Source organism: Gloeocapsa sp. PCC 7428, assembly GCF_000317555.1.
Classification (GTDB): Bacteria; Cyanobacteriota; Cyanobacteriia; order Cyanobacteriales; family Chroococcidiopsidaceae; genus Chroogloeocystis.
Window position 1 is genome coordinate 443656 of the sequence record NC_019745.1, and the last position, 23452, is coordinate 467107.

At 42.4% G+C, this 23452-nt stretch carries 17 protein-coding genes; 8 read left to right on the forward strand and 9 right to left on the reverse strand.

Translation table 11 applies throughout. From position 1 onward, the window contains the following. Nucleotides 1-14: 14 nt before the first annotated feature. Complete coding sequence (gene trmB / locus GLO7428_RS01980) at nt 15-650, reverse strand: tRNA (guanosine(46)-N7)-methyltransferase TrmB (protein ID WP_015186877.1); 636 nt, start codon at nt 648-650, stop codon at nt 15-17. Between the two features lie 131 nt (nt 651-781). Between trmB and GLO7428_RS01985 the strand changes: the two genes are divergently transcribed. The 3 genes from GLO7428_RS01985 to GLO7428_RS02000 all read left to right on the forward strand — a co-directional run bounded on the left by GLO7428_RS01985 (nt 782) and on the right by GLO7428_RS02000 (nt 6243). Continuing rightward, nucleotides 782-1882 (forward strand): metallophosphoesterase, encoded by a 1101-nt coding sequence (locus tag GLO7428_RS01985; RefSeq protein ID WP_015186878.1) that lies wholly within the window; start codon nt 782-784, stop codon nt 1880-1882. A gap of 730 nt (nt 1883-2612) precedes the next feature. Further along, nucleotides 2613-3263 (forward strand): peptide-methionine (S)-S-oxide reductase MsrA, encoded by a 651-nt coding sequence (gene msrA, locus GLO7428_RS01995; RefSeq protein ID WP_015186880.1) that lies wholly within the window; start codon nt 2613-2615, stop codon nt 3261-3263. A 289-nt stretch (nt 3264-3552) separates the two neighbouring features. Then, entirely contained in the window at nt 3553-6243 is a 2691-nt protein-coding gene (locus tag GLO7428_RS02000; protein ID WP_231295535.1) for a GAF domain-containing protein, read from the forward strand. Here GLO7428_RS02000 and GLO7428_RS02005 read toward each other — a convergent pair. After that, on the reverse strand, nt 6240-7367 hold the full coding sequence (locus GLO7428_RS02005; protein ID WP_015186882.1) for an aldo/keto reductase: 1128 nt from the start codon (nt 7365-7367) through the stop codon (nt 6240-6242). The two genes, GLO7428_RS02000 and GLO7428_RS02005, sit on opposite strands and share 4 nt — an antisense overlap. Before the next feature lie 94 nt (nt 7368-7461). Further along, a complete protein-coding gene (locus tag GLO7428_RS02010) occupies nt 7462-7962 on the reverse strand; it encodes a bifunctional nuclease family protein (RefSeq protein WP_015186883.1) in 501 nt (166 codons plus the stop codon). A gap of 331 nt (nt 7963-8293) precedes the next feature. Here GLO7428_RS02010 and GLO7428_RS02015 point away from each other — a divergent pair, with 331 nt between their 5' ends. From GLO7428_RS02015 to GLO7428_RS02025, 3 genes are all read left to right on the forward strand, one after another. Continuing rightward, nucleotides 8294-8959: a riboflavin synthase gene (locus tag GLO7428_RS02015; RefSeq protein WP_015186884.1), complete on the forward strand. Its 666-nt coding sequence runs from the start codon at nt 8294-8296 to the stop codon at nt 8957-8959. A gap of 92 nt (nt 8960-9051) precedes the next feature. Beyond that, complete coding sequence (locus GLO7428_RS02020) at nt 9052-10575, forward strand: carboxypeptidase M32 (RefSeq protein ID WP_015186885.1); 1524 nt, start codon at nt 9052-9054, stop codon at nt 10573-10575. Nucleotides 10576-10909: 334 nt separating this feature from the next. Next, nucleotides 10910-13330 carry a sucrose synthase gene (locus tag GLO7428_RS02025; protein WP_015186886.1) on the forward strand — a complete coding sequence of 807 codons (2421 nt, stop codon included), beginning with the start codon at nt 10910-10912 and terminating at the stop codon, nt 13328-13330. 158 nt (nt 13331-13488) lie between these two features. On the opposite strand, the gene cax is transcribed toward GLO7428_RS02025, so the two are convergent. Beyond that, nucleotides 13489-14598: a calcium/proton exchanger gene (gene cax, locus GLO7428_RS02030; protein ID WP_015186887.1), complete on the reverse strand. Its 1110-nt coding sequence runs from the start codon at nt 14596-14598 to the stop codon at nt 13489-13491. Nucleotides 14599-15165: 567 nt separating this feature from the next. Here cax and GLO7428_RS02035 point away from each other — a divergent pair. Further along, complete coding sequence (locus tag GLO7428_RS02035) at nt 15166-17823, forward strand: DUF3536 domain-containing protein (RefSeq protein ID WP_015186888.1); 2658 nt, start codon at nt 15166-15168, stop codon at nt 17821-17823. A gap of 192 nt (nt 17824-18015) precedes the next feature. Here the strand turns inward: GLO7428_RS02035 and GLO7428_RS26405 are convergent, their stop codons facing one another. From GLO7428_RS26405 to GLO7428_RS02055, 4 genes are read right to left on the reverse strand one after another with little or no spacing between them, the layout of a single operon-like run. Next, entirely contained in the window at nt 18016-18171 is a 156-nt protein-coding gene (locus GLO7428_RS26405; protein WP_015186889.1) for an HNH endonuclease, read from the reverse strand. A gap of 44 nt (nt 18172-18215) precedes the next feature. Further along, nucleotides 18216-18575, reverse strand: coding sequence for a KGK domain-containing protein (locus tag GLO7428_RS02045; protein WP_015186890.1), 360 nt, complete (start codon nt 18573-18575; stop codon nt 18216-18218). Nucleotides 18576-18593: 18 nt separating this feature from the next. Further along, complete coding sequence (locus tag GLO7428_RS25805) at nt 18594-18995, reverse strand: KGK domain-containing protein (RefSeq protein ID WP_015186891.1); 402 nt, start codon at nt 18993-18995, stop codon at nt 18594-18596. Nucleotides 18996-19029: 34 nt separating this feature from the next. Beyond that, the gene (locus tag GLO7428_RS02055; protein ID WP_015186892.1) at nt 19030-21468 is read right to left on the reverse strand and encodes a dynamin-like GTPase family protein; all 2439 of its coding nucleotides are present in this window, start codon (nt 21466-21468) and stop codon (nt 19030-19032) included. Nucleotides 21469-21715: 247 nt separating this feature from the next. Here GLO7428_RS02055 and GLO7428_RS02060 point away from each other — a divergent pair, with 247 nt between their 5' ends. Then, entirely contained in the window at nt 21716-22114 is a 399-nt protein-coding gene (locus GLO7428_RS02060) for a PPC domain-containing DNA-binding protein (protein WP_015186893.1), read from the forward strand. A gap of 135 nt (nt 22115-22249) precedes the next feature. On the opposite strand, the gene GLO7428_RS02065 is transcribed toward GLO7428_RS02060, so the two are convergent. Beyond that, nucleotides 22250-23206, reverse strand: a complete 957-nt coding sequence (locus GLO7428_RS02065; protein ID WP_015186894.1) for an RsmB/NOP family class I SAM-dependent RNA methyltransferase — start codon at nt 23204-23206, stop codon at nt 22250-22252. Nucleotides 23207-23452: the final 246 nt, after the last annotated feature.

Below are 23452 nucleotides of genomic sequence, written 5' to 3' on the forward strand. Positions count from 1 at the left end.
TCAAGATCTGTGATTTACTCACCCCTAATAAACACCGCCCGATACACAGGTTCTCCGCGTGACACGGTTGATTTTTCTCTTTCTGTTTGGATTGGTAAAGGATTTTCGGCTAACCATTGCGTTGCTTGGCGATGAAAAGCAGGATGTGCTGCAAAGCGATCGCACATTTCTTCAGCGATTGATTTGATATCCGATTGCAGAAAGACAATACCATCCGCCGCGAGGTGTTTTGCTAACTCTGCAACTAACTCTGGTTGCACAACGCGCCGTTTAGAATGACGATTTTTAAACCAAGGATCGGGAAATTGAATTGTGACTCGTTGTAGTGTGTTAGCAGCTAAATTACTTAAAAGCGGTGCTAGCGAATTATTAACATTACAAAACAAGTAATGTAGATTGCATAGTCCTAATTCGTCGCGCAAATGATTTGCTTCTACGACAAGCGGTTCGCGAATTTCTAGCCCTAAGAAATTCCAATGTGGCTCATTTGTTGCCATTTGCACTAGAAATCGCCCTTTACCGCAACCAATATCTAGATGTAGCGGTTGAGTAACGTTTGCATAGACTTTTTCCCAATCTAAAGGCTGAACGGGTGTTTGATACTTCTGCGATAATGGATTGACGTGTTGACGTACGCGGACAGGTGCCAATGTTTGCCCTCCTGACAATTGAGTTTTGAGTTAAAAGAATTTGCTTAACAACCTCATCCCTAGTTCCTAATCTGGATGTGATGCATAATTAGGCTTATTTATATAATCAACGGCTGTAACAAATTTGCGTCATGAGCTTAAATTTTCGCTTTGCCGTAGTTAGCGACTTACACATTGCCCTTCCTCACACAGTCTGGAGTCATCCCAGTCGATTTCATATGGTGGAAGTGAGCATTCCTGCATTAGATCTTGTGTTTGAGCATTTAGAACAACAACAACTCGATTTTGTGCTACTACCTGGTGACTTAACCCAGGATGGCGAACCAGACAATCATGCGTGGTTGCAACAGCGTTTAGCACAGTTGCCTTTTCCAGTTTATGTTATTCCAGGCAATCACGATTTTGAAACAGCGATTCCAGGCAAAGAAGCGATCGCCGCTAGCGATTTTCCCCAGTATTATCGCAAGTTTGGCTATGAAAATTCGCAGCAACTTTACTACACTTGTCAAGTATTACCTGGTTTAAGACTCATTAGTTTAAATTCCAACTATTTTAATGCACAAGGGCAACTCATCGGACGCATCGATGACGACCAAATGAAGTGGTTACAGCAAGTTCTTGCTCAAACCACCGAAGATGTTGTGTTTGTTATGATACATCACAATGTCATCGAACACATACCGCATCAATCACGCCATCAACTTGGTCGGCGATATATGATAGAAAATGCACCAGATTTGTTGCAGCTACTCCAAGAATTTGGCGTACAGTTGATTTTTACCGGACATTTGCACGTTCAGGATGTCGCGCAGTGGCAGAATATCTATGAAATTACAACAGGTTCGCTCGTCAGCTATCCTCATCCTTATCGCGTTGTACAGTTTTATCAAGACGATGCGGGTCAAAATTGGTTAAAAATCGAGTCACATCGTGTCGAAGCCGTACCAGATGTTCCCGAATTGCAAGAAATGTCGCGTCAATGGATTGGCGATCGCAGTTTTCCCTTTATGATCAAGCTATTGACTCAGCCGCCTTTGAATTTACCGCAAGTCGAAGCCGAAAAACTTGCTCCTCATCTGCGCTATTTTTGGGCAGATATTGCGGCTGGAGATGCACTATTTGAATTTCCTGATTTCCCTATTTCTGCACAACGCTACTTTGCAAAATTTGGGGCGATTTCCCCCGATGGTAAGCCGCTGTTAATTGATAATAATACAACATTGCGACTTTGATAAGTAAATGAGCGGGTAACAGAGGGCAATAAATAAGATAATTTGGTCAATAGCTTTGAAGTTGTGTTGAAGATGACGAGCGCATACCAAACTTTCTGAGCTACTTTAGCGCTCATATTCGCGATCGCATGAAGTTCAGAGAGTGCATTTTGTCACCAGCGTAAAGCATTGCACAGCCAAATCGCAACAAGCTCTTTATCTCAGTTCAAAAGAGGGGTTGCAACAAAGCATAATTCTTCACTTTCCCCTGCGCCAATTTTTTTATCAGTTGATACACCTATCCCAGTTAATCATTTGCTTGCCTAGCTGCGACAAAAAGTCTCTAGGATTTGCTTTTTAAAATATCCAAATATTTTTAGATTTCTGAATATGTGAAAGATAATATTTTAAAACAAGTTTTAGAACAAAAGAATAATCTTAAATATTTAATCGCAGTCAGAATAATTTGTCAAAAATTACAGATATGATAACTTGACAATAAAAAATAAAACCTATACGAATAACGTGCTTCATAAACAATCTTTCATCTTCTCCATAACTACGTGCAAGAAAAACTAAGTTGCCAATTTTAAGTAAAATAAAAAAAGATTCTAAAGCAGTTTGTGAAGCTGTAATTTCAAAGACAAGTAAGTTTATTGAGCCATACACCACAAGCTCAGCAACGAAAGATGGAATTGGCTAACAATACGCGTTATATTAAGTAATATAAAGATGTTTTTCATAAATTACTATGCTCTTTGGATTAGGCAAGAAGTTAACCCTACCCAAGCCCGAAGAAGCCTTACCAGGACGTACTGAAAAAATGCCAGTACCTGAACGTCATTATGTCAATGGTAATGCTTTACAACCTCCCTATCCTGACGGCATGGAAATTGCCATGTTTGGTATGGGCTGCTTCTGGGGTGCAGAGCGCAAATTCTGGCAGCAAAACGGGGTTTTTATCACAGCGGTAGGTTATGCGGGTGGCATCACACCCAATCCTACTTATCAAGAAGTTTGCAGCGGAATGACAGGACACAATGAAGTTGTGCGCGTTGTGTTTGACCCTAAAATGGTGAGTTACGAGCAACTCTTGAAAATCTTTTGGGAAAACCACGATCCCACGCAAGGAATGCGGCAAGGTAATGATGTCGGGACACAATACCGTTCTGGCATTTATGTTTACTCTGAAGCACAGAAAAAATTGGCTGAAGCGTCCAAAGAAGCTTATCAACAAGCGCTGATCGCTGCGGGCTATAAAACAATTACAACAGAAATCTTGGAGGCTCCAGAATTCTACTTTGCTGAAGGATATCATCAACAGTATTTGGCAAAAAATCCTAATGGCTATTGTGGTCTAGGTGGAACTAACGTCGCTTGCCCTGTTGGAGTGAACATCTAATTTTGTCTTCTAGTATTGTATACAGTACTTGAAGCAACAAGCGATAGATACACAACTCTTTGTCCTCGTTAGACGACTAAGGCTAACGAGGGCTTTTTGTGTTCAAAATCAGTCGTCAGTTGAGCAATGTGAGAAGTAGCTAAAGTGCTTGAAAGCAAGACAGAAAGCATCTTTACGAACACAGCAGTAGTAAGCTAACATCAACTGAGTAATAAGATTTAGTGATAAAAAAATTCTAGTCTTTGCTAACCAAGCTACTTGACAATTGGGTGTGTTTTCTGGAGGTATTTTGGCTGCTGTTCCTTTGCCGCATAATGAATCAGAGCGTCTAGAAGCACTACGTCGCTATAACATCCTTGACACACCTCCCGAAGAATCATTCGATCGCATTACGGCTTTGGCAGCACGCTTGTTTAATGTGCCTGTTGCGCTAGTTTCCTTCGTTGATGAATTTCGGGCTTGGTTCAAATCTGCGCATGGGTTTGATTCGCGGCAGATTCCGCGCCAAGACACTATCTGTAGTATCGCTGTTCTGTCAGATGATGTTTTTGTTGTTTTAGATACTCGTGAAGATCCGCAATTTGCGTGTAAGGACTTTTCATTGCGCGAACCAGGAATTCGTTTTTATGCGGGTGCGCCGCTGATCACAAGCGATGGCTTTAATTTAGGCACGATTTGCTTAGTAGATAGTCAACCGCATGACGATTTTAGTCCACAACAGCAAGCAACGCTTGCCGACCTAGCGGCGATCGTCGTTGATGAATTAGAGTTACGGTTTGCTGCTTATAAAATCTCTCAGTTGGACACTGCATTACTAGAAATTACTGAGGGAGTTTCAGCAGCAACAGGGGAAGCATTTTTTACGTCGCTGGTAACACACCTTACGCAAGCACTAGGCGTAGAATATGCATTTATTGGCGAATTAGTCGAGCCAGAAAAAGAGAACATTAAAACGATCGCGCTCTACGCTCAAAATAAAATTGTCGAAAATATTGAATATTCATTGCTAAATACACCTTGTAGACACGTTATTCAGCAAAAAAAGCCCTGCTGCTATCCGCGTAACATTCAAGCAGAGTTTCCAGAGAATTATCTACTAGCACAGATGGAGATTGAAAGCTACTTGGCAACTCCACTGTTAGATTCTACTGGCAAAGTGCTGGGGTTGCTGGCGATTATGGCTTGCAAACCGCTAGAAAACATTTATCTCGCAGAACCGCTTTTAACAGTCTTTGCAACGCGTGCCACCGCAGAATTAGAGCGCAAACAAGCCGAAGAAGAACGCACTCAGCTACTCAACCGCGAACGGCAATATACGCGACAGTTACATGGGCTAACCGAAGCAGCACTTGCAATCAACTCTGCGCTTTCGGTAGAAGAAGTGCTACAAGTGATTACCGAACAAGCGCGGGCAATTGTTGGCGCGCATCAGTCGATTACGAGTATGACAGCCAATCAAAACTGGGCGCAGGCGATTAACGCTGTCTCGCTATCTGACAAGTATGCGCAGTGGCGAAGTTATGATAAAAAACCAGATGGCTCAGGAATTTATGCGTGCGTTTGTCATCTAAATTGCCCGATACGGATGACGCAAGCTGAACTAGAAGCACATCCACGGTGCCGAGGATTTGGGATACACGCGGCGGAACATCCACCGATGCGGGGTTGGCTAGCAGCACCAATGACAGGACGCGATGGACGTAATATTGGGTTAATTCAGTTATCTGATAAGTATATTGGCGAGTTTACCGAAGAAGACGAAGCAATTATTGTGCAATTAGCGCAGATGGCGTCGGTAGCTATCGAAAATGCTAGGTTGTACGCAGCCGAACAACAAGCACGTACGCAAGCAGAAACCGCTAATCGGCTCAAGGATGAATTTCTTGCTGTACTTTCGCACGAATTGCGATCGCCGCTTAATCCAATTTTGGGTTGGTCAAAGCTACTTTTAACGCATAATTTTGATGCGGCAAAAACTAAGTACGCGTTAGAAACAATTGAACGCAACGCCAAGTTACAGTCGCAACTGATCGAAGACTTACTCGATGTCTCGCGAATTCTACGTGGCAAACTTAGTCTAAATATAGCTCCTGTAGATCTAGTTACGGTAATTACAGCCGCGATGGAAACGGTACAACTAGCAGCGGAAGTCAAAGCAATTAAGCTCATCACAAATTTTGAACCGACAGGGCAAGTTTTAGGAGATGCGAACCGCTTGCAGCAAGTTGTTTGGAATTTACTCTCTAATGCTGTTAAGTTTACTGCGGCTGGCGGTCAAGTTGAGATTCAACTCAACAGTAGCGATCGCCAAGCGCAAATTCGCGTTATTGATACGGGTAAAGGTATTGAGCCTGAATTCTTACCTTTTGTCTTTGACTATTTTCGGCAAGCTGATAGCACGACAACACGATCTTTTGGTGGATTAGGGCTGGGACTTGCGATTGTACGTCACTTAGTAGAATTACACGGTGGTACTGTTCAAGCCGAAAGCCCTGGAATAGGGCAAGGCGCAACTTTTACGGTACTCCTACCTTTAGTCACTGCAACACCGCCAGCGAACCAAGAAAATTTGGTAGTTGACGATGTACCGACGCTACAAGGAATTAAGGTACTTGTTGTAGATGACGAAGCAGATACCCGCGATTTGATTGTGTTTATCCTCGAAGAGTATGGCGCTAGCGTACGCGCTGTTACGTCTGCAAAACAAGTGATTGAGGTGTTTACGCGCGGCGATCGCGCTGATATTCTTTTAAGTGATATCGGGATGCCCGAAATGGATGGTTATACATTAATTCGGACACTGCGATCGCTTCCTCAAAATCAAAGCGGCGATATTCCTGCGATCGCACTCACCGCCTACGCAGGCGAAACGAACCACCAACAAATCCTCGCGGCTGGCTTTCAAAAACATCTTGCTAAACCTGTCGAACCAGCCGCATTAGTTAAAGCGATCGTCCAACTTGTGATGACTAGTAATTAATCCCACAATCGCCGTCTTTCGCGTCCGTTGAGTCTACTATGAGTATCTTGGAGTAATGTTGGAATATCAAGCTGTTGTGGACAACGCGGCAGACAATCACCGCATTCGGTACAACGGTTGGCTTTCATTCCAGAAAACCAATGTCCAGCATTTTCAAACATTCCATAACGATATTTGCCGTATTCCGTCATATCGTACGCTACAGTTAGATTGCGCAAACGCAGCACTTCGGGAATATTAATCTTCTCAGGACAAGGTAAACACGCGTTGCATTGGCTACAGCGATCGCTGCCTAGCGTATTTTCTTGAGTTGCTTCTAAACGCTGCATTACAGCAATTTCTTGCGGTGTTAAAGGTGCCGTGCGATCGCTTACACTGAGTGGTACTGTAAGTTCTGTTGCGTTTGCGGCTCCGACACTCAGCGTTGTGATGCGCGGATCGCTGAGTAAAAAGCGATAGTTCAACTCTAGCGGGGAAAAAGGTTGACACAATGCTTGTAATTTTGGCGGTGGCGTGTAAAGCAGTCCACCTTTATCAGCGGGTGAGATGATAAAAACTCCCATATCCTTTTGCGCTGCGAGTGCGATCGCCGCTGCATTGCGCTGAAAAAAATAGTAATAATGCAGATTGACAAATTCAAATAAATCTGTATCTATCGCTGCTAAAATAATTTCGAGTGGTGCATGGGTAGAAAAACCAACATGGCGGACTCTGCCATCCACAACAGCTTGTTGAACTGCTTGCATACAGCTTGGTTGCTGAATGAGGTGAAGATGCTCCCAAGTATTGATGCCATGAATGGCTAGACAATCTAAATAATCTAACCCTAACCGCGTGAGCGATTCATCAATATACCGCTGCATCGTATCCGCATCGAGTGTTGGGGCGATTTTAGTTGTAATGTATAGTTGCGATCGCGTTTTTGGTAATCCGGCTTTAATTGCTGCCCCTAGATACTGTTCGCTTTTGCCATAGCCTCTAGCAGTTTCTAGATGATTCACGCCCTGTAAGATAGCTTGATAAACTGTTTGTCGCGCGTTCTCCTCCGAAGTCAGATAGCGCATCGTTCCCAAGGAGAACACAGACAAATTAAGATTAGTTTTCCCAAAGCGGCGGTAGCGCATTTTAATAGGGGTGAGCAATTAGTGGCTAGTGGTTAGTGAAAGGGGAGTATCATTATAGTATTTCTCCCCTGCTCCTCTGCTCCTCTGCTTTCTTCTAGCTTTCGCCCATAAAGCCGCCTCCCTTGATTAAATCCTCAGGGCGGAGATTGGCAAGAAATTCGCGAAATGCTTGCTGTTCGGCTTCATCCGCGTCGCGATCGACCGGAATCGAGGCATCAGCTACAACTTCTTCCATCACCCAGATTGGGCTATTAGTACGCAGCGCAATCGCGATCGCATCACTCGGACGGGCGTCGATTTCTTTTTTGACTTCTCCTTGGCTAACGGTGAGTAGCGCATAAAAAGTACCGTCTTGGATGGCATTGATTACAATCCGTTCTAAAGTCATGCCCCACGCTTCCAAGATATTAGCGATTAAATCGTGTGTTAGAGGACGCGGAGGCTTTTGATTTTCTAAAGCACCAATAATTGCCTTTGCCTGATCTTGGTTGATATAAATGGGTAAAGCGCGTCGCTCTTGACCATCTTTCAAAAGCACGATTGGGCTGCGGTTTACGGCATCTATTGCAATGCCAGCGACTCTCATTTCAATCATTGGCGTAGCCTCTAGAATCCTTTGTCATAGCAGTCAGAAGGAAACACATAAATTTCTATATACTTCTATTTTTGGCTGTCACAGAACTAATTGCCCTACTTACGCAAAAATTAGGTAGCAATACTCTGCTAAGTCATTCCAGCATAGACACATTAAAATGTACTTATCCCAAGTATGCCCTGATCTTGATGTAGATAGATTAAACTAGCTTTGACTATATATAAGTTAGATAAAAGTAAGAAAACACGTCTTCTCAGGTCATTCCTCTACTTATCTCATAAGTTGTAAGCTTTTAGACTTAATTCATACTGATATTCACAACAGAAATGCTATGTTTACAGGGTTAATTCAAGCATTGGGAACGATGCGATCGCTAGGGGGCAATCGCTGGCAAATTAATTGTCATCACAGTAGTGACGCTATTCTACAGGATCTTGCCACGGGTGATAGCGTTGCGGTCGATGGCGTTTGTTTAACGGTTACAGAGGTATTACCGCAAGGATTTGTCGCCACTGCATCGCCAGAAACACTGCGACGCACAACTTTAGGACAACATCCCGATCGCTTTGTCAATCTCGAAGCCGCGCTAAGAGTTGGCAGCAAACTCGGCGGTCATTTCGTCATGGGTCACGTTGATGGTGTAGGCTATTTGCAAAGCGCTGAGCAAACGGCGACGTCGTGGGAAATGGCATTTACCGCACCTGATGCGATCGCGCGTTACATTGTTCCGAAAGGGAGTATCGCCGTTAACGGTGTCAGCTTGACTATTGCGGATTGGCATCCAGCGATCAATTTATTTAAAGTAGCGGTGATTCCGCTATCGTATGCTGAAACAAACTTACAGTATCTCCGCCCTGGCGATGGAGTTAATTTGGAAGGAGATATTTTAGGTAAATACGTCGAGAAGCTAATTCAATCGGGTACTCATTATCAAGTTGCTGATTCGGTGGTTGATGCCGTATCACCTGCGTTTTTAGCAGAAAATGGGTATTTTTAGGTTAGGTAATGGGTAATAGATTCTTTTTACCAATTACCAACATCGTTTCTGTCTGCGGCACACTAGAGAAAATGAGCATCACCATCTAACTTATGCAGACGCTGGAAAAAACGCATCCCAAACTACAAGAACTAAAAACCCGTCTGAGTGAAATTAATGACATCGAGTCAGCCGCATCACTGCTTTACTGGGATCAAGCAACGTATATGCCCCCAGGTGGTGCAGCCGCGCGGGGACGCCAACTCGCAACGCTACGCCACATTGCGCATACAAAATTTACCGATCCAGCAATTGGACAACTTTTAGAAGATTTAAGTTCGTACGAAACGAGTTTACCGCCAGATTCGGATGAAGCAAGCTTGATTCGCGTCACGCGCCGCGATTACGAACGCGCCGTCAAAATTCCCGCTGACTTCACTGCGAGATTTTCGCAACATTCGACTGAAACGTATGAAGTGTGGGCAAAAGCGCGGAGTGCGAATGATTTTGCGGCGGTTCAACCGTATCTCGAAAAAACACTAGAACTCAGTCGAGAACTTGCTAATTTCTTTCCTGGTTACGAGCATATCGCCGATCCGTTGATTGCGGAAGCCGATTATGGCATGAAAGCCACCAGCGTTAGGGAACTATTTGCTGAATTACGCCAGCAACTTGTACCGATTGTGGAAGCGATTTCTGCACAGCCTGTCACCGATGCTTCGTGTTTGCATCAGCATTTTCCTGAAGCCGAACAAATCGCGTTTAGCTTGAAGGTGATTGAAAAACTCGGATACGACTTTCAACGAGGGCGACAAGATAAAACGTTGCATCCGTTTATGACGAAGTTCTCAACAGGTGATGTGCGAATTACGACGCGGATTCGTGAAAATGACTTGAATGAAGGGTTATTTAGTACAATTCATGAAACAGGTCATGCGTTGTACGAGCAAGGCGTTAATCGTGATTTTGAAGCAACGCCGCTAGCTGGTGGAACTTCTTCAGGCGTTCACGAAAGTCAATCGCGGTTATGGGAAAATATGGTGGGGCGTAGCCGCAATTTCTGGCAGTTTTTCTATCCGCAGTTACAAGCGCAGTTTCCGCAACAACTAGGTGATGTTGCTTTAGAGACGTTTTATCGGGCGATTAATAAAGTTGAGCGATCGCTGATTCGTACCGATGCGGATGAAGTCACCTACAACCTGCACGTGATGATTCGCTTTGACTTAGAATTGCAACTTCTCGAAGGAACTTTAGCTGTTCGCGATTTGCCGCAAGCTTGGAACGAACGCTATCGTAGTGATTTGGGTATTGTACCACCGAATGATGCTCATGGCGTTTTACAAGATGTCCATTGGTATGGTGGCATGATCGGGGGAATGTTCCAAGGTTATACACTTGGTAACTTGATGAGTGCGCAGTTTTTCCAAGCCGCCTTACAAGCACACCCGCATATCTCTACGGAAATCGAACAAGGTAATTTTGATACATTGCATAATTGGTTGAAAACAAATATTTATCAGCATGGACGTAAGTATACTGCTGCTGAAATTGTAGAACTGGCAACAGGAAAAGCTTTGAGTATTGAGCCATTCATTGCTTACATCCGCCGAAAATTCGGTGAATTGTACTCTTTGTAACAAGTGTTTCCGGACGAATTACATTACAGTAGAACATAGGCGAGATGATGCAAAGTTTCGCCTATTTTTTAGTTGAGGTAATACTGAAAATTTATGAAAATAAAGGTAAATTATTTTACCAGATAACAGAAAGCGTTGTTAAACTATTTCCATCCAACGATGAGTTGCTGAAATCAAAGTTAGCGAAACATTTGTACTAATAAAAAGTCAATCTGATTGTGGTGTTGTAGACAGCAGGCGATCGCATTATTTTTTTTGATTTGAAATGAGTCATCGGCTGAAAATTCTGCCGTTTAGTTGCTATAAAGGTAATGTTTCAATGTAGGGAGTGCTCATGTCGGAGTTAATCCAGGCTGTCATTAATAGTGAAGAGAAAAGCGATCTACGCTCGTTTGTTAGTGAAATTCGTCATCAGGAAAAGCGTTATTTATTGCGTAATGATATTTTGAGTGCTTACGCAGATTATTGTGATAAGCATCAAAAATCAGAAGATTTTATTCAGTCCTCTAATTTAAGTAAGCTGATCTATTATACACAGGAAATTTTACAAGAAGATGGCAACCTGTGTTTAATTATTCGCCCCAAAATTGCCAGTCAAGAAGTTTATCGGTTAACTGAAGATCTCAATGCCGAAGAATTGAGCGTGCAAGAACTTTTAGATGTACGCGATCGCTTTGTCAACCGCTATCATCCTAACGAAGGTGATATATTAGAACTAGATTTTCAGCCGTTTTACGATTACTCTCCGGCGATTCGCGATCCCAAAAATATTGGTAAAGGCGTACAATATCTTAACCGCTACCTATCAAGTAAACTCTTCCAAGATCCACGACAATGGCTAGAGAGTTTGTTTGATTTTCTGCGCTTGCATCAATACGAAGGTAGCCAACTGCTAATTAACGGACAAATTCAATCGCAACAACAACTTTCAGACCAAATCAAAAAAGCGCTAACCTACGTCGGTAAATTAGATAACGAAGAACCCTACGAGAAGTTTCGCTACGCACTGCAAGCGATGGGGTTTGAACCTGGTTGGGGAAATACTGCGGGTCGAGTCGCCGAAACGTTAGAAATTCTTGATGAACTCATCGACTCTCCAGACCACCAAACATTGGAAGCATTTATTTCGCGGATTCCAATGGTGTTTAAAATTGTATTGGTGTCTGCCCACGGTTGGTTTGGTCAAGAAGGCGTTTTAGGAAGACCTGACACGGGTGGTCAAGTTGTGTATGTCCTTGACCAAGCAAGAAGTTTAGAAAAACAATTACAAGAAGATACGACACTTGCGGGCTTAGATGTCCTCAATGTTCAACCTAAAGTGATTATTCTCACGCGATTGATTCCTAACAGCGATGGTACTCTGTGTAACCAGCGTCTAGAAAAAGTTCACGGTACAGACAATGCTTGGATTTTGCGCGTACCGTTGCGGGAATTTAATCCGAAGATGACGCAAAACTGGATCTCGCGCTTCGAGTTTTGGCCTTATCTAGAAACATTTGCGCTTGATTCGGAAAAAGAACTGCGATCCGAGTTACGCGGTAATCCAGATTTAATTATTGGCAATTATACTGATGGTAATCTGGTAGCATTTTTACTCGCGCGGCGGATGAAGGTAACGCAGTGTAATATTGCCCACGCGTTAGAAAAGTCGAAGTACCTGTTTAGTAACTTGTACTGGCAAGATCTAGAAGATAAATATCATTTTTCCTTGCAATTCACTGCTGATTTGATTGCGATGAACGCGGCGAATTTTATTATCAGCAGCACGTATCAAGAAATTGTCGGAACACCTGATAGCGTTGGACAGTACGAGTCGTACAAGTGCTTTACGATGCCTGAGTTGTATCACGTTGTCAGCGGTATTGAGTTATTCAGTCCCAAATTCAACGTCGTACCACCTGGAGTGAATGAGACGTACTATTTTCCGTATTCGCGGTGGGAAGATCGTGTCGAAAGCGATCGCGTCCGCATCGAAGAGTTGCTATTTACCCAAGAAGACGCCAGTCAAATCTTTGGTAAACTCGACGATCCGACCAAACGCCCTATTTTCTCAATGGCGCGTCTTGACCGTATTAAAAACTTAACAGGTTTAGCCGAATGCTTTGGTAAAAGTCCAGAATTGCAAGAACATTGTAATTTAATTTTAGTTGCGGGTAAGTTACGCGTCGAAGAGTCAAGTGACAACGAAGAACGTGACGAAATTGAGAAGCTTTATCGTATTATCGATCAATACAATCTACATGGTAAATTTCGCTGGCTAGGGGTACGCCTTTCTAAAACTGATTCTGGTGAAATTTATCGCGTCATTGCCGATCGCCAAGGAATTTTTGTTCAACCAGCTTTATTTGAAGCGTTTGGTTTGACAATTCTCGAAGCGATGATTTCAGGATTACCAACGTTTGCAACGCAGTTTGGCGGTCCACTCGAAATTATTAACGACAAGGTGAATGGCTTCTACATCAACCCAACACATCTAGAAGAAACCGCCGAGAAAATTCTCGATTTTGTTACTAAATGCGAACAAAATCCCAACTATTGGTACGAGATTTCGACACGAGCGATGGATCGCGTTTACAGCACTTATACTTGGAAAATTCACACCACAAGGCTACTATCTTTGGCACGAATTTATGGTTTTTGGAACTTTACTTCCAAGGAAAACCGCGAGGATTTATTGCGTTACCTAGAAGCGCTATTTTATCTGATTTACAAGCCTAGAGCGCAACAACTGTTAGATCAACATATGTATCGTTAGAGAGTGACTAGTGGCTAGTAGTTAGTGAAAGAGTAGGAGTGTAGGAGCGTTGTGGAGTAGGCGAGGTGTATGAGATTGAGAAATTTAGTTGCTATTTTTCTCTCCTACGCAATCACCCTACTACTCACCTACCCGCCTACCTTCTGCGCCTCTTGTCTCTAGCCAATACCGTCGATGATCGGGTGGAAGTAGAAAGCGAGTCCTAGTACTGTATAGGTAGCGAGAAGTAACGTACCTTCTAGCCAGTTGGAACGACCATCGGAACTAATGGAATTGGCAATCAGTACAGAGACAGCAACAGCGACGAGTTCAAAAGGATTGAAGTCTAAATCCATCGGTTGACCGAAGAACCAACCAACTAATACTAAAACTGGGGCGACAAATAGCGCGATTTGTAGACTTGAACCTACAGCGACAGACAGTGAAAGATCCATCTTGTTTTTCATCGCTACGGTGACTGCGGTAGCGTGTTCAGCGGCGTTACCAATGATCGGAACAAGAATGACTCCGGTAAAAAGTGCTGTCAATCCTAGTTGTGATGTGGCGACTTCGAGGGAATCAACTAAAAATTCTGACTCGATTGCAACTAATACCGTTGCTGCAAATAAAACTCCAACCCATAGCCAGAGGTTAGGCTTTTCGGTGTGTGCGTCAGTTACAGAATCAGTTTCTGTTGATTGTATTTCTGCGACACCTACATCGTAAAGATACGAATGAGTTTTCATCGAGAATAGCAGTGTGAGTGCGTATACCAACATCAACACGACAGCAACTGCGATCGAAAGGTTTTGGATCGTAGCTTCGCTAATTCCGCTTGAGGTAATGTCAACGGTGGTTGGTACTAAAATGGCAATCACCGCCAAATTCATCGAGGCTGCATTAACTCGCGCGACAACAGGCTGAAATTCTTGTTCTTTGTGGCGCAATCCTCCAAGTAGCATGGCAAGCCCCATAACTAAAAGTAAGTTGCCAATAATCGAACCGGTAATACTCGCCTTCACAACATCAACAAGACCTGATTTGAGCGCAATTAACGCAATAATAAGTTCGGTAGCATTTCCAAATGTCGCGTTGAGTAATCCTCCGAGAAGTGGTCCTACCACGACAGCAATTTCTTCAGTAGCAGTCCCCATCCACGCTGCTAAGGGTAAAATTGCGAGTCCAGCTGTGATAAAAACTGTTAACTCGCCCCACTTTAAAAAATGGGCAGCTAAGGAAATGGGAACAAATAGCAGCAGAACCGAAAATAGAATATTTTTAACTGACATTTTCAACTTTGAGCAAGGGTAATCGTTACAATCAATGCTTGATTGCTGCAACTCGACTCTAGGATACTCGCTTTTTGAAGAGGTCAGGGGTCAGTCGGCGGTCAAGGGTCAGGGGTTATAATCCTAGGCAGGGAAATCACTACGAGCTTTTATAATGTCCCAACTCTATTGACTATGGCTATACATGAAGTTGCACAGATTTGTGAACTACAAATGTATTGTTAAGTTTTGATATCAGTCGTAACCAAAGATGAAGCTTTGTTTAACAAATCAAAGTCTGATTGTAAAAACATTAAGATAGTCTTAAATTCAATCGATTTCTAGAGTTTAATGGTCATTGTAGAGGTTTGTTGCGGATTTAGACCTCTGGAGTGAGGCAATGCTCTCGTCTGGGTTAATAAAATACAAAGATTGCTGAAAGTACACTGAACAACCGCAACAAGTGCCCAGGCTCTAAATTTATCTTTTTACCTCCCTAAATGCTGACTTGTTGAGTATCGAATTCGGCTGTGATGGCATCGGGTATAGCATTAGGTTTCCCTTCATATTGAATTTGGATAGTATTACATGATTGCTTCTTCTCAAAGCTTAGGGGATCAAAGCGTTAAAGCATCTGCTACGCAAAATCCTCTTCAGACAGCTACAGGCGTTTACGTTACGGTTCACGGTCATTTTTATCAACCGCCACGGGAAAATCCCTATCTTGACGCGATTGAACGCCAACCAGGTGCTGCACCCTTCCACGATTGGAATGAACGCATTCACTACGAATGTTATCGCCCGAATGCGTTTGCCAGAGTGCTGAATGAACGCGGTGAGATCGTGGGGATCGTTAATAATTACGAGTATATGAGCTTTAACGTTGGTCCTACGTTAATGTCGTGGTTGGAACGTTACGATGTTGAGGTTTATCAACGAATTTTAGAAGCTGACCGTAAAAGCTGCGATCGCCTCAATGGTCACGGTAATGCGATCGCGCAAGTTTACAACCACATCATTATGCCGCTAGCGAATACGCGGGACAAATATACGCAAATTCGTTGGGGTAAAGAAGATTTTCGTTCGCGGTTTGGACGCGATCCCGAAGGAATGTGGTTAGCCGAAACGGCAGTAGATTATGCAACCTTAGAAGCATTAGTCGCAGAAGGAATTAAGTTTATTATTCTTGCACCGTCCCAAGCGCAGCGATGTCGTCTGATCCCCAGCGATGATCAGCCTGTGACGCAATGGCATGAAGTAGGCGGAAGTCAAATTGATCCCACACGCCCGTATCGTTGTTATTTGAAGAAAAGCGAAGAAATTACGTCGGATACTCGTTATATTGATATCTTTTTCTACGATGGTCCCATCTCGCGCGATATGGGATTTAGTGATGTGCTATTTAATGCGCAGCATCTTGCAGGACGAATTGGATCGGCAGTACGCGGGGATCATCGCCCAGCACAGTTAATTTCGGTGGCGACGGATGGAGAAACGTTTGGTCATCACAAAGGTGGAACCGAGAAAACTTTAGCGTATGCGTTCACAGAGGAGTTTCCCCGCCGCGAGTGGACGGTGACGAATTTTGCGCATTATCTCAGTTTGAATTCTCCTACATGGGAAGTTGAACTTAAGCCCGTTACTGCTTGGAGTTGCGCGCATGGCGTCGATCGCTGGCAAGATGATTGTGGATGCGGCGGTGAAGGTGGCGTTTGGCATCAAAAATGGCGGCGTCCTTTGCGTCAAGCTTTAGATTGGTTGCGGGATCAATTAATTAAGGTGTATGAGGAAGCTGGAAGACAGTTCTTCCGCGATCCCTGGGGTGCAAGAGACGAATATATTCAAGTGATCCGCGATCGCTCTCCGGCGAATATCAATCGTTTTCTATGTCGCCATCAAACACGGAAACTGAGCGCAGCGGAACAAATCGACGCTTTACGCTTATTAGAAATGCAGCGTCATACGTTGTTGATGTATACAAGTTGCGGTTGGTTTTTTGAAGAGATTTCGCGCCCAGAAGGAACGCAAATTTTGCGCTATGCGGCGCGAGCGTTGGAACTAGCTGGAGATGTCGCAGGCGTACAACTAGAAAAAGCGTTTATTAAGCGGCTGACGCAAGCACCGAGTAATGTTGACTTTTTTAAACACGGTGGTGAAGTTTATCGACATTTAGTCGTTTCTGCTCAAATTAGTTTTCAGCAAGTCGCCGCACAGTACGCAATTACTTCGTTGTTCAACAACCATAAACTAGAACGCAGTCAAAATAATGGCTTCGTACCTTCTTGCAATATTCGCTATTCTTCACAGCAGCACGTCTATTGCTACACCGCCCAACAATTAGATTATCAACTGCAACGCATGGGAGCGTTGACACTCGCTGTAGGACAGTTGCGGCTGACTTCAGAGATTACTTGGGAAAGCGAACATTTGGTGTTTGCGGTGTTGCATTTAGGAGGCTGGGATTTTCATTGTTGCATTCAGCCTTTTAATGGACGTCGTGCTTATAGCCAGATGAAAGATAAATTGTTTGAAGCGTTGCAACAAGCAAGCGCGGCGCAGACGATTTTAGCAATGACGCAGATGTTCGGGGATCAGTCGTTTAATCTACAACATCTGTTTGCAGAAGAACGTCACAGAATTATGCGATTATTAAGTCAGGAAACGCTGACGCGATTGGATCAGTTGTATACGCAGGTTTACCGCGATAATTATGGCGTAGTGATGGCGTTTCATCGCGACGAATTAACAGTACCGCAAGAATTGCAAGTCGCAGCAGAAATTGCATTGGGAAATCGCTGTTTGAATACATTGCGATCGCTGTCTGATGTGAGTGGAGTACAAGAGAGTAGTAATTACTTACTTGAACTGCAAGCGATCGCAACAGAAGCGCAGCATTTACGCTGTCGGTTGAATATTCCTGAAGGTAAGCAAATTTTAGAGCAGTTGATTGTGCGATCGCTCTGGCAACTACTGTATGACACGAATCCTGCAACAGTTGAGGCAGATGTACAATACTTGGAACGCTTGATAGATATCGCCTATCAGTTGCAACTTGGTTGGTCTTTGGAACGCGCGCAAGAGTTGTATTTTAGTTGTTTACACAGTCAAATTGTACCTGTGTGTGTGGATGCGCTTCAAATCCAGAGTGACAAATCTCATCAAGCACATTTTGATTACTTGCGTCCATTACTCAAGTTAGGACAAAAGTTAGGAGTCGATGTCAGTGCTTGGTTACATCAACTCTAATATAGCTGTGAAAAGTAAGGGAGACTTATACAAGCCTCCCTTTGCTTTTTTTTTGTTAAGCATTTTTGTATAGTAATCTTGAACAAACCACAGAGGACAGGAAGAAAAGAGTTAAAGAGGGACTCGCAAGAATTAACTTGACTAAAGATTATAACGGCGTTGAAATCAGGGAGCGAGGTTGTGAGTTTTGCGCTAGTTACAGGTGCGACAGAGAGTTTGTAAATTACTGATATCGTTTTTCCCACCACGGGCGAGAGGAATAATGCGATCGATGGTGAGATTTTCTATTGCAGTTTTACCGCAGCTTTGACATTGTAGGCGATCGCGCTCAAACACATATTTCCTCATCGCTTACAGAATCCGAATTTGTAGTGTTTTAGCCATAAAGTCTCTTACTGACCATTTTTTGGCATCATCTGACGAATAGCATCTAATGGAGAACTACCACTATCTAGTTGTGATTGATTACGAGTAGAGCTTTCCTGTACTTCTGACTCTTCAGGACAAAATTCTAAAGTAATTCTTACTTTTCCCCGTTGCCAACTTTTAGCTCCAGGCTTCAGTAGTTTACAGTCTATTCCTTCAGTAAACCATTTTGCTTTCTCTTCTGTCCATCCACTATGTCCTTTTATAATAGCCATTATTGCTGTAACAAATTCATTTATCGTAAAAGTACGATTATTGACTAAGATCTGTTCAGAATATACAGATACAACATCTTCACGGTCTAAACAATTAAATTCTGGATTCACACTTTCCTTTCTAAAAAATTAGTTAATTTGCTTAATCTGTGCTCGAAGTTCGTCTAGCATTTGTTCATTAGAACTAGTTTGTTTATTATCTTTTGGCGATATTTCTTCTATTTCTAGTGTATCTGGACAAAATTCTAAAGCTACTTTGATTCTTAATGTTCCCTTTTGCCAACCTTTAGTACCAGGCACGAGAATTTCGCAGCTTTTCCCACTATCAATCCATTCATTATTTTTATCTAATGGTATCTGCCCTTTTCCATCCCGAACCAACCTATTATAAAGTTCTTTTATTCCTATATCACGAAGAATTACATTCAAGAATGAAGCTAATTCTCCAATTTTAAATATTGAATGCGTGAAGGAAACTACACTATCTTTATTTGCAAAATCGCTATCTAAAGTCTTAAATCGATTATTCATATTCTTTATTTTTATTCTGAAGTCATAAAATGTTTTAACTGTATATATTTTTAGTTGTCACTTTAAAAGCATTAAGAATAGCATCATTGTATTTGAGAATATTTTCTTCTATTTTAGGAAGCAAATGTTCATGTAGATGCATTGCTTGTAAACAGCTATTGATGTGTGAAATAGCTTGGTTATAACTGGTAATATTATTGTATATATCAGCTAACGACTGCTCATTTCTTCTGATCTTCTCCTCTACTTCTTGCTCTAAGGTTTGCTCTAAATAAGCACGGGCGTGAGTGTATTGCTGTAGAATTTCATCAGCTTGCTTATCTGCTGCTGGTATTAGGAGAGTTTTGATTGTATTGTTGATAGCCTGACGGAAACTTTTGCGAATTGTTGCGGAAACTTTGGGTTCAAAATCTAATTTTAATAACTGGCGGATTGCGGGTTCGGCTTCTATCATGCTTTCGCAGTCGTAACCTTGCGATGTTTGCTGTAGGGTTTGGCGGAAGTGGTAGATTGAAAAAGTTCCTTCGTCGTAAAATCTGGGGCTTTCGCGCACAAAGCGATCGCACTCCACTCTTGCAGCACTAATTAAAGCTTGCTTGACATTTTTTTCTAATAGTTTTAATTGCTGTTCAATTCCGCTATCATTACCAAGAAGTCGATACAAATTGCGATAATAGTCTGACTTGCGGACTCGTTCAATTAAACGCTGAAAAAAGCTACTAACAACTTCTTGACACGATTCGACTAAAATATCTTCAAGTTGATTTGCTAAGTAATACAGCGCCTCGACTAAAATAGCAATTAATGGTGCTGTTGCATTACGAGGATAAGTGAGTGTAGCGCGACTATACGCATCTGCAACTGAAAATGTATCGAGTAATTCATCTAAACGGCGAATCATCCGCGCTTGGAGTTTGCGAAAATCGTCTTCAAAAGCTGTACAAGTATTCGTAACTACCGCATTAACTTCAGCTTCGATATGTATTGCGTATTCTTTACCAATTTGTTGTAATTGTTGGCTAAGAAGTTCGAGTTCCCGCGCTTTCATTGCATCAATTTCACGCGGTTGACTATCCAATTCGCGCTGCGCATCCATATAATGTTTCCGCAGACTGATACACAACGGCTGTAAATCGTTTGCTAAAGTGGCAAATAACTGCGGGCGTTTTTCTTCGGTAAGATACTGAGTAATTGCACTCCGAAATTCTTCAATACCACTATCTGTAATTAACTGCTCGATCAAGAGTGTACCTTGTTCGGCTAAAATTCGGAGATAGTTTTCATTCGGCGTTTCATAGCTATTTACTGAAATGCGAAACTTACTTGGCGAAAGCTTACCCGAATTAGCACAGTAGCGATTAAATTCATTAACAAATTGCGGTGTGTCTTCTTTACCCTCAACACCTTTGACACTTTCAGCAAAGATAGAGTCTAAACCAAAGCGATCGCCTTCACTGGTATGCTTGATCTGACTACCGTAAAAGCCAAGTAATCCACTTGTTTTGTAAACGCGGCGGGTATCTTGAAACTGCGAGATAACTAAATCGTCCAACCGTTGCCGTAGTTGCGTATTGTACCAAGTTTCATCAATGCGGTTGAAAACATAAAAAACGCGATCGCGGATTCCTGAATTACCCCGCATCGTTTCTAGTAACTCCGTTTCTTCCTTCGTCATATCGCCAGCAGCAGCGGGTTTGAGTACGCAGACAACTGCTGAAGTATCAGGATGTTCGATCTTGCGATACGTCAATTCCGCATCCTTTTGTACTGGCGCATCGATTCCTGGGGTATCTATGAGAATATTGCCATCTTGCAAAAGCGGATGATGACAGTAATACTCGACACGCTTTAAAACTGCACTATTACTACCGCGACGCGCATAACTTGCAGCTTCCTTGAGATTAGCAAAATTAAACTGCTCCATCGAATACGTAGTATGATTCGTACTGTGGATGCGATCGCGATTTTCCTCAAAACCTTGTAGTAGTAAAATTAACGCCTTCGCTTGCTTAGCGCGTTCAGATTTACTCTCACCACCTTCGTGTTGAATAATGAGTTCGCATCCTTGACGCAGCAAAGTAATGACTTCAGGCTCGTTTATTTTAACTTGTGCAGTTAAACCCAACCGCTGACACAACGCCTCAGCTTGTTCGCAAATTTCCGCTGCACTCAAAAAAGTCAGAATAACCTTTTCCGCTTCTGGTTCAGCATAAGCAATATAACACTCAGTCCCCGTAGCATGTCCTTCAGCACTATAAAGAAGTTCGCGTTCCAACAGTGCATTAATCAACATTGATTTACCAGCGCTAAACGCCCCAGCAAAGACAATCTCAAATGTTGGCGAAACAACTTTGCGAAGCGAAGACTGTACCGAAGATGTATCTTGAGTACGCAGCGCTGGCTCTTGATGCAACAATTGTAATAGACTTTCAACCTGCGCTGACAAATTCTCACACTGCGGAAACTGAGACATATAACTTAGTAGGTAAATAAGTAAAAATAAACGTAATATTGAGAGTGGTAATTGGTCATTGGTAATTGCAGAAAATACCTCTTTCCTAGTTACTCGTTACCGATTACTCATTAACTGAACTAAACAAGCGTAGAAAAACTTTATTGCATTTATTTTATAAATTTCAGTCAAATATCACGCTAGTAAAATCACCGAAACAATTTTTGTTCAAATTAAAGTAACTCAGTAAGATTACTAATTAAAACCAATGCAAGTATTAGCATTAAGACTAAAACCAGATACAGATTTACGCCAAATTCTAAAGAATTTTGTTCTTCAAAAAAATATCAAAGCAGGTTTTATTTTGAGCGCAATAGGTAGCCTCAAACAAGCAACAATTCGCTTCGCTAATCAAGAGAAAAGTACCGTATTAACCGATAAATTTGAAATACTTTCCCTCAACGGTACATTAACCACAAACGGCATTCATCTCCACATTTGCATATCAGACAAACACGGAAAAACCATTGGTGGACATTTAGACAACGGTTGCATAATCTACACAACCGCAGAAATCGTTATCGGAACCACAAAAGACTTCACCTTCACACGCACCCTTGATTCTCAAACAGGCTACAACGAACTAGAAATCCTCCCCCACCAATAAACCCTCCGTAACCTCTTCCTTCGTGTCCTACTCTACGAGAAGCCGCCCTACGAGCGTCTATGTGCCTTAGTGGTAGCCTTAAGCCCTTCGGGTTCGCAGTCGCAGCCACCCAGCGCGCTGCTCACCGCTATGCGTCTACGTATCGTCCAACTTATACCTAATTCCCACCCGCTGCAACATCTCAACATCCAAATTCTCAACTTTCCCCACCTCAGTATTTTGAAACAACACTGTAAACGCCCCCGCGCCTAATTTACTTTGTGGGAACAATCGATAACAAGGAATACGAGAAAGACAAGATTGATACTCTACTAACTCAGGAATCTCTACCGCTTGAAACTGCGGAAACTTACTCAAAAACCACTCACACACTTGCTCATTTTCTTCAATCGAATACGTACAAGTCATATAAGTTAAATACCCTTGTGGTGCTACTAACTGTGCTGAATTAGCTAGAATTCGCTTTTGGCGATTCGCATTTTTATTAATTGTAGTAGGATGAAAGCATCCAGGGGCTTTACCGCCTTTTGCTAGTAAAGATTGACCTGTACAAGGAGCATCAACAATGACAAATTGACTTGAATTAGGAACGGATTCTGCTAAATAACTGGAATCTTTATTTAAAACTATTGAAGAATGAATCTGACAGCGTTTTAAATTAGAAATGAGCATTCCAATACGTTTGCTAATTGCTTCATTGCATACAAGTAATTGTGGTCGTAATGCCCGCCACGCAAATACACTTTTACCACCTGGTGCAGCACACATATCCAATACAGTGTTTATAGGCGATCGCACTGCATATAAACTCATCGCTGCAAAGACTGAAGAAAAGTCTAAACAGTAATAATAACCTTCATCATGTAACGGATGTTGACCAGGTTTTTCGCCTAAAGATAAACGTTCAATAAAAGGTGGTTGCCAAGATATTGGTAACTCTACATTAAATGGAGATTTCTGATCTCGACACCAAAGAATACAAGGGTGAAATGGTTGGGGATGAATCAATGCATTAATAAATTTTTCTTGTTCTATTGTGTCATCAAACAAGCGACAACTTAATTTTATTAGTAAGTTTGAAGGTTTATCCATTATCAAAATTTAAAATAAATGTAGCGTAGATGTCTCGACTGCGCCCTGTTTGCAAAACCACAGACAAAACTGTCACACTACAAGCAATAGACTTAGAGTGCTAACTTCACAATAAATATATACTGAGAAATACTTATAACTATGACACCAAGCTGCATCAATTTTATCAAATAATCTTAAGTAAATAGGTGTAATCAAGCATTACTTGCGGAAAACTGGAAGCGGAAAATGAAGTAACTTCTATTC